Origin of the sequence: Pseudomonas sp. CM25, from assembly GCF_013179705.1 — a bacterium.
In the GTDB taxonomy this organism is placed as follows: Bacteria; Pseudomonadota; Gammaproteobacteria; order Pseudomonadales; family Pseudomonadaceae; genus Aquipseudomonas.
The window spans coordinates 1-8321 of record NZ_JABMCW010000249.1; the positions used below are offsets into that span (position 1 = coordinate 1).

The following is an 8321-nucleotide window of genomic DNA, read 5'->3' on the forward strand; positions in this document are numbered from 1 at the left end:
CCGAACTCAGTAGTGAAACGATGCATCGCCGATGGTAGTGTGGGGTCTCCCCATGTGAGAGTAGGTCATCGTCAAGATTCATTTCGCAAAACCCCTATCTGCGCATGCAGGTAGGGGTTTTGTCTTTCTGCCGCTCAAACATCAGCCGTACGCCGCTCCTACAGCATTCGCGCAACCGAGCCATCATGAAATGTCCGTCATGTATGCCTGCTGCAGCACACCACAGTGCTACGCTCGCGAAAACACTCTGCACGGATAATCACCATGGAAATGAACTGGCACCAGGCCCTCCAAGAAAGCCTGAGCTGGCTGGCGATCGCCTCGTTCATCACCCTTGTCTGCTTCACTGCAGCCGCCACCCTGGCCGTACGTTGCACGCGCTGGGGCAGCCAGTTCTGGCAGCTTGCGGGGCCTTATTTCAGTTTCAGGCGCAGTTGGCGGCCGTTGCTGGTGTTTGCGTTGCTGCTGATACTGACGCTGTTCTCGGTACGCCTGAATGTGCTGTTCTCGTTCTGGTACAACGGCTTCTACAGCGCCTTGCAGGCGCTTGACCAGGCGGCGTTTTGGTACCTTCTCGGGGTGTTCGCGGTCTTGGCCAGCATCCACGTGCTGCGCTCGCTGTTCACGTTCTACGTAAGCCAGGCGTTCAGCATTCACTGGCGGGTCTGGCTTACCAAGCGTCTTACCCGCGACTGGATGCACGGCGATGCCTACTACCGTGGCCAGTTCCTCGCCGAGCCGGTGGATAACCCTGACCAGCGCATCGAGCTGGACGTCAACGCCTTCGTCAACAACTCGGTGACGCTGGCCCTGGGGGCGGTCAGCGCGTTGGTATCGCTGGTGGCGTTTACCGGGATCCTTTGGGGGCTTTCGGCACCGTTGGCGGTGGCCGGGATTGAAATCCCCCGAGCGATGGTGTTTGCCGTTTACCTGTATGTCATCGTCGCCACCTGGATTGCCTTCCGTCTCGGCCGGCCGTTGATCCGCTTGAACTTCCTCAATGAAAAACTCACCGCCAACTTCCGTTACGCGCTGATGCGCCTGCGCGAGAATGCCGAAAACATCGCGTTCTACCAAGGGGCCCAGGTTGAGCGTAGTACGCTGCTGGGCCGCTTTGGCGCGTTGATCATCAATGCCTGGGCGCTGGTATTCCGAAACCTGAAGTTCAGCGGTTTCAACCTGGGCATCAGCCAGGTCGCCGTGGTATTCCCGTTCATTTTGCAGGCGCCACGCTTTTTTAGCGGGGCAATCAAGCTGGGCGATGTCATGCAGACGTCCCAGGCATTCGGCCAGGTGCAGGACTCGTTGTCGTTCTTCCGTGAGTCGTATGATGCTTTTGCCCAGTACCGCGCCACGCTTGACCGTCTCACCGGGTTCCTTGATGCGAACGCGCAGGCGAGCGCCTTGCCGCGTGTCCTCACGCACGAGCAGGCTCATGCCCTGGATATCGCCCGCTTGCAGGTGCTGCGCCCTGATGGGCACGCCCTTATCGCCGACCTGAATCTACGCCTGCACGCCGGTCAGGCGTTGCTGATCAAGGGGCCGTCGGGCAGTGGCAAGACCACGCTGTTGCGTGCGTTGGCGGGCCTCTGGCCGTACGCAGAGGGCCAGGTCAACCGGCCGACGGGTCATCAGGCGATGTTCCTGTCGCAGCGCCCGTACTTGCCGCTGGGTGACTTGCGTACGGTGATTGCCTATCCGGCAGCCAGCAAGGCTGAGGATGCCGCGCGCATGCAGCAGGCGTTGCGCCAGGTCAACCTGGCCCACCTGGCTGAGCGTCTCGACGTCAGTTGCGACTGGTCACATATCCTTTCGGTGGGTGAGCAGCAGCGCCTGGCGTTCGCCCGGGTGCTGTTCAACCGGCCTCAGGTAGTGTTCCTCGACGAGTCCACCTCGGCAATGGATGAAGGGCTCGAGCACACGTTGTATTCGTTGCTGCGCTCGGAAATGCCGGGTGCGTTGCTGGTCAGTGTTGGCCATCGCAGCACACTCGCAGGGTTCCATACACATCGGCTCGAGGTCGATGGGGATGGCGGCTGGTCTTTGCTTGAACAGCGACCCGCATTGGCCTAGCGTACCTTTGTGCGCAACAGCGTCACTCCCAACAGCGTGGCGCTGGCGAACCCTGCGCCGACCAGAAAGGTGGCCTGGAACCCTGCACCGTCCCATAACAACCCGGCTACCACGCTGGCTGCCAGCAGCGCCACACCGGTCAACAGGTTGAACACACCGAAGGCAGTACCGCGAAGGTTGGCGGGTGCACTGTCGGCGATCATCGCCGCGAATATGCCCTGGCTGAAGCCCAGGTGCAGGCCCCAGGCAGCAACCCCCAAGGTCAGCCCGGCCCAGCCCGGCAGCAGGGCCAGCAACAGGTCGGCGGCCATCAGCAACCCCAGCCCGGCCACCAATACACCGCGGCGGCCGACCCGATCGGAAAGGACCCCGGCAGGGTAGGCTGACAGTGAATAGGCCAGGGCCATCAGTACCAGGACCGCCGGCGCCCACAACGGTGCCAGGCCCATGTCCTGGGCGCGTAGCAGCAGGAACGCCTCACTGAAGCGGGCCAGGGTAAACAACGTGGCCAGGCTGATCAGGCGCCAGTAGGCTGGCCCCAGACGGACCAGTTCGCGCAGTGCCAGCGGCGCACGCACCGGCCGTGTCATGGTCGGTGTTTCAGGTTCGCGAACGAAGGCAACGAGAATGTAAACCGCCACGCATGCCGGTATCACCGCCACCCAGAACACCGTCTGGAAATGGCTTGCGGTCAGCCACATCAGCCCTATAGCCAGTAACGGTCCGAGGAAGGCGCCCACAGTGTCGAGCGTCTGCCGCAGGCCGAACGCGGCGCCGCGCAATTCGGCGGGCGTGATATCGGCCACCAGCGCATCGCGCGGCGCGCCACGGATACCTTTGCCGACCCGGTCGACGAAGCGCGCCGCAGTCAGCCACTCCAGGCCGGAGGCCAGGGGAAATACCGGTTTGGTCAGCGCACCGAGGCCATAGCCCACTACCGTGAGCAGCTTGCGTTTGCCCATTCGGTCGCTAAGCGCGCCCGAGAACACCTTGGTGATTGACGCGGTGGCCTCGGCAATGCCTTCGATGACACCCACCGCCAGCACTGATGTGCCGAGCACGGTGACCATGTACAGGGGGAGCAGGGCGTGGATCATCTCCGAGGAGATGTCCATGAACATCGACACGAAACCCAGCGCCCAGACGCTTCGGGGGATCTTGGCCACGCTTCGGGCGGTGCTCGCCGGGCTGCTTTCTTCATTGCTGCGCATCAGGGGTCTCTGAACAGTTGCCACGTTCGAAACTGTAGGTGGCAACGTGCTGGATGCAAATCACCAGGGCCACAGGCCGCCATGCGGCCCATCGTGGTCTGCAGACTGCGATACCCAGCTCGCGGTGGTGCCAAAGGCCGCGCGTTTAGCAAAGTTCCGTTACAAACATGTAAACTTCGTAAATAAGATTTAAACTCATTTGAGAATCCCTATATTTACCATCCCTGTTGGCCGCCAAACTGTGTTTGCGGGGCCGGTGGGCGAAGGGCTCCCGGTTTCCGACAGGGATGTGCCTTTTCGCTCATGATTCGCAGGAGATGTACCCATGCAGTGCAGAACTTCACCCAACAGCCTCGCCCTGGCGTTTGTCGCGCTGGCGTCGCCGGCCATGATGGCCACTGCAGCAGAGGCTGATGAACGGCCCGTGGGTGAGGTGCTGGAGGTACCGGTCGCGGACAATGCTCTGTTGATCCAGGACACCCTTATCACCGCTGAGCGCGAGGCGCGCCAGGCACTGGGCTCTTCGGTCATTACCGCCGAGGACATCAAGCGCCACCCGCCGGCCAATGACCTGTCCGACATCATCCGCCGCGAGCCGGGGGTCAACCTCACCGGTAACAGCGCCAGTGGCGCACGAGGCAACAACCGCCAGATCGACCTGCGCGGCATGGGCCCGGAAAACACCCTGATCCTCATCGACGGCAAGCCGTCCAGCGCGCGCAACGCCGTACGCTATGGCTGGAACGGCGACCGCGACACCCGTGGCGAGACCAACTGGGTACCAGCCGAAGCGGTCGAGCGCATCGAGATCCTGCGTGGCCCGGCGGCCGCGCGCTATGGCTCCGGGGCCATGGGCGGGGTGGTCAACATCATCACCAAGCGCCCCACGGACGAGCTCAAGGGCAGCATCAGCCTGTACACGCAGTTGCCGGAAGACAGCGCCGAGGGTGCCAGCCGCCGTGCCAACTTCAACCTGGGTGGTGGCTTGACCGATAGCCTCGGTTTCCGCCTGTACGGCGGCATGGCCAAGACCGACGCCGACGACCTGGACATCAATGCCGGGCACGCGACCAGTGCACTGGTGGCAGGTCGCGAAGGGGTACGCAACAAGGACCTCAACGGGCTGCTGAGCTGGAAGCTGAACGACGAGCACCGGCTCGAAGCCAGCGCTGGCTATAGCCGCCAAGGCAACATCTTTGCCGGCGACACCATGAACAGCAACGGCGGTGGCGACGTTGACTTCGTTTCCAGCCTTTACGGCCATGAAACCAACGTGATGCAGCGCAGTACCTACGACCTGACCCACCTGGGCGATTTCAGCTGGGGTACCAGCAAGACCTCGCTGGCGTATGAATACGTACGCAACTGGCGCCTCAACGAAGGCCTGGCAGGCCGCACCGAAGGCGCCCCGAACGCAGAGGGCGCGGCCATGTCACGCCTGCGCAATACCCGCCTCAGCAGCGAAGTGAACCTGCCGTTCGCCACCGGCAATACCGAGCATGTCCTGACTCTGGGCGGGGAATACCTGTACGAAACCCTCAACGACCAGGGTTCGTTGCGCCCGCAGAGTTCGGACCCTGCCGGCGACGCTGGGCTGGTCGGCTTCGATCGCAGCAGCTCGAAGATGACCGCGCGCAGCTATGCGCTGTTCGCCGAAGACAACATCATCGTCGGCGACACCACCATTACGCCAGGCCTGCGTTTCGACCATCACGAAATGTTCGGCGACAACTTCAGCCCCAGCCTGAACCTGTCGCACAAGTTGACCGAAGCACTGTCGGTCAAAGGCGGTATCGCGCGCGCCTACAAGACCCCGAACCTGTACCAGTCCAACCCCAACTACCTGCTTTACAGCCGCGGCAACGGGTGCAGTGTGCAGCAGACCAACAACGGTGGCTGCTACCTGCAGGGTAACGCCGACCTCAAGCCCGAGATCAGCGTCAACAAGGAAATCGGCCTGCTGTACGACCGCGGCACCTGGCGCACCAGTGCCACCTACTTCCGCAACGACTACAAGAACAAGATCATCGGTGATACCGATGTGCTCTACACCATCGGTACCGGCAGCCGCGTGACCCAATGGGACAACGCCGGCAAGGCGCGGGTGGAGGGCATCGAAGGCAACTTCTTCATCGAGCTGACGCCCACCCTGGACTGGAACACCAACCTGACCTGGATGCTCGACAACGACAACCGCGAGACCGGCGAGCCGCTGTCGGTGATTCCGCAGTACACCGTCAACACCACCCTCGACTGGCGCGCCACCGAGCAGCTGGCGTTCCAGGTGGCGGGTACTTACTTCGGCAAGCAGAAGTCGCCGACCTACAACTACCGTACCCAGGAAAACTACGACGAGGCTGCGCAGCAGGACGTCGAGGCCTACGGCCTGGTGGACGTGAGTGCCGGGTACAAGTTCAACGCCAACTACGACGTACGGGTGGGGGTGAACAATGTGTTCGACAAGCAGATCCTGCGCGGTGGCAACGCCAGCAGCTCGGGTGCCAACACCTATAACCAGCCGGGCAGGGCGGTGTTTGCTGCGCTGAATATCAACTTCTGAGCCAGGGGTCGCTGCGCGGCCCATTCGCGGCTTTATCCGCGAATGGGCCTACACATTGTTCAAGGAAGCGAAATGACTCGATCCCCCGCCTGGCTGCAGATTCTCTCCCGCAGCAGCGCCGCACTGCTCGGCGGCTACGCCCTCAGCTATGCCGCCAGCGCTTGCCTGGCCCGCATCCTGCCGCTGACTGCCACCGATGCAGTCATTGTCGCGACTCTGCCGGCGTTCCTGTTCTACACCGCCGCGATCCTCTGGGCGTTTGCCTGCCGTGATGCCCTGCGCGCCTGGGCGCCACTGGTGCTGGCGGCGCCCCTGAGCCTGATCGGCTTCTGGCCGCAGGTACTGGAGTGGCTGGCATGAAGAATACCTTCACCCAATCGATGGCCTGGCTGCACACCTGGTCCGGTCTGATCTTCGGCTGGCTGCTGTTCGCCATCTTCGTCACCGGTACCCTGGCGGTGTTCGACAAGGAACTCAACCACTGGATGCAGCCGGAAATCCCGGCCAGCCAGGTGTCGCAGGCCGACGCTGCCGGGCGTGCCATCGCCTACCTGCAGGCCCACGAGCCACAGGCGGCGAACTGGGGCATCAGCCTGCCGAGCGAGCGTTCGCCGGGGTTGCGCGTATCCACCGGCGAACGACGCCACGCTGGCGGGGTACAGCTCGATCCGAACACTGGCGAGGTGGTGGAGGTACGCGACAGCGTCGGCGGCAACTTCTTCTTCCGCTTCCATTTCACCCTCGACCTGCCGCGCAATTGGGGTATCTTCGTGGTCGGCGCACTGGCGTTGGTGATGCTCGCGGCGCTGGTGACCGGCATCGTGGTGCACAAGAAGTTCTTCAAGGAGTTCTTCACCTTCCGGCCGAACAAGGGCCAGCGCTCGTGGCTGGATTTCCACAACGCCAGCGCCGTGCTGTTGCTGCCGTTTCATCTGATGATTACCTACACCGGCCTGGTGATCTTCATGCTCATCTACATCCCTGCGGGGGTGGATGCGTTATTCGCCGGTGACACCCGCGCCTACTTCAAGGCTCAGGGCAATACCCGCCTGGAGCAGCCCCGTGGCCTGGCCAGGCAGCCGGCGGCACTGGTCGATGTGGCGCCGCTGCTAGCCCAGGCCGAGGCGCGGCTGGGCCCGCTGGGCGGCCTGAACATCCGCAACCCTAATACGGCAGCGGCGCGTGTCGAGATCCGCCCCGCGCTTGGCAACCGCATCGCCTTGGCCAAGGGCCAGGCGATGGTCTTCGATGGCATCAGCGGGCAATTGCTGAGCGACGTTCCCGAGTGGCGTGCGGCGCCCCTGACCCAGCGGGTCATGGTCGGCCTGCACTTTGCCCAGTTTGGCGGCTACCCGATGCGCTGGCTGTACTTCATCTGCGGGCTGGTCAGCTGCCTGATGATCGCCAGCGGCCTGGTGCTGTTCTGCGTAAAGCGCGGGCGCAAGTATGCCAATGCCAGTGCCGACGCTTCGGCACGGCGCTGGTACCGGCTGGCCGAGGTGTGCAACGTCGGCTTCGTCAGCGGCCTGTTGTTGGCGTGCGTTGGGCTGCTATGGGCCAGCCGCCTGCTGCCCGTGGAGCTGCTGCAACGGGAAAGCTGGGAGGTGCGGGTATTCTTCGGCGCATGGCTGCTGGGCCTGCTGCATGCCGGCATCAGGCCGGCACGCCAGGCGTGGGTCGAGCAGCTGCTGCTGACGGCATTGCTGTGCATTGGCCTGGGTGTGTTTGGCGGGCTTGAAGATGCGATGCGCCTGGGCGTAGCGGCGTGTGCGCTGGTGCTGGGGGTATTGCTTGGGCTGGTGGCCTGGCGGATAAGCCAGACTCAGCCGGAGGCGTTGAAGGCAACGGCGGGTCGGCAGATGGAGGCTGAAGCATGATGCTGTGGATCACAGGCGGCGTGGTGTTCGCGTACGCTGGCATGCTCGGGCTTTGCCAAGGGCTTGAGCGGCATTACAAGCAGGTATGGAACCGGCCCTGCCCACGTGCCTTGCGTATTGGCTTGCGAGGCGCGGGATGGCTGGCGCTGCTGGCCAGCCTGGTGCTCTGTGCCCAGGCTTGGGGCTGGGCCATGGGGCCGGTGGCCTGGTTTGCAGTGCTGTCTTTGGCGGGGGTGGTGCTGGTGATGCTACTGCCGTACTGGCCGCGGTTGGCGGTGGGGTTGGTGCTGGCGGTGCCGGGATGGGGGTTGGTGTCAGTAGTTGCCTGATCTGCGCTCATCGCGGCCAGCTTCGACATTGCTGCAGCAGCGTGCTAAACCATGCTCCCCCAGCACGCGCGAGAGAATACCGGTGAAAGCCGTCCGCCTGACCCTGATCTGCCATGCCCTGACCCAGGCCCAGAAGACCGGGCGCCTGCACTGTGTGGATGATGGCATCCTGCCGTTGACCGGGGCGCCATGCCTCAACCTGGCAGGCATGCAACTGCTGACGGCCCCAGAGCGCCGGGCCTGCGAGACTGCAGCATGGATGGCCGGGCCG

The 8321-nt window shown here is 63.3% G+C and carries 6 protein-coding genes and 1 pseudogene; 6 read left to right on the forward strand and 1 reads right to left on the reverse strand.

The window, feature by feature from the left end; genetic code table 11:
• Positions 1 to 264 precede the first annotated feature (264 nt).
• Positions 265 to 2073, forward strand: a complete 1809-nt coding sequence (locus tag HP546_RS21695) for an ABC transporter ATP-binding protein/permease (RefSeq protein ID WP_172229298.1) — start codon at positions 265 to 267, stop codon at positions 2071 to 2073.
• Here HP546_RS21695 and HP546_RS21700 read toward each other — a convergent pair.
• Positions 2070 to 3284 carry an MFS transporter gene (locus tag HP546_RS21700; protein WP_172229300.1) on the reverse strand — a complete coding sequence of 405 codons (1215 nt, stop codon included), beginning with the start codon at positions 3282 to 3284 and terminating at the stop codon, positions 2070 to 2072. The genes HP546_RS21695 and HP546_RS21700 overlap by 4 nt on opposite strands.
• A gap of 325 nt (positions 3285 to 3609) precedes the next feature.
• On the opposite strand from HP546_RS21700, the gene HP546_RS21705 reads away from it, so the two are divergent.
• The 5 genes and pseudogenes from HP546_RS21705 to HP546_RS21725 all read left to right on the forward strand — a co-directional run.
• Complete coding sequence (locus HP546_RS21705) at positions 3610 to 5844, forward strand: TonB-dependent siderophore receptor (RefSeq protein ID WP_172229302.1); 2235 nt, start codon at positions 3610 to 3612, stop codon at positions 5842 to 5844.
• A 72-nt stretch (positions 5845 to 5916) separates the two neighbouring features.
• Positions 5917 to 6204 (forward strand): iron transporter, encoded by a 288-nt coding sequence (locus HP546_RS21710; RefSeq protein WP_172229304.1) that lies wholly within the window; start codon positions 5917 to 5919, stop codon positions 6202 to 6204.
• Positions 6201 to 7721, forward strand: coding sequence for a PepSY domain-containing protein (locus HP546_RS21715; RefSeq protein ID WP_172229306.1), 1521 nt, complete (start codon positions 6201 to 6203; stop codon positions 7719 to 7721). The genes HP546_RS21710 and HP546_RS21715 overlap by 4 nt, the downstream gene beginning before the upstream one ends.
• Positions 7718 to 8050 (forward strand): DUF3325 domain-containing protein, encoded by a 333-nt coding sequence (locus HP546_RS21720; protein WP_172229308.1) that lies wholly within the window; start codon positions 7718 to 7720, stop codon positions 8048 to 8050. The genes HP546_RS21715 and HP546_RS21720 overlap by 4 nt, the downstream gene beginning before the upstream one ends.
• Before the next feature lie 82 nt (positions 8051 to 8132).
• Positions 8133 to 8321, forward strand: a pseudogene (locus HP546_RS21725) (histidine phosphatase family protein); the annotation flags it as partial.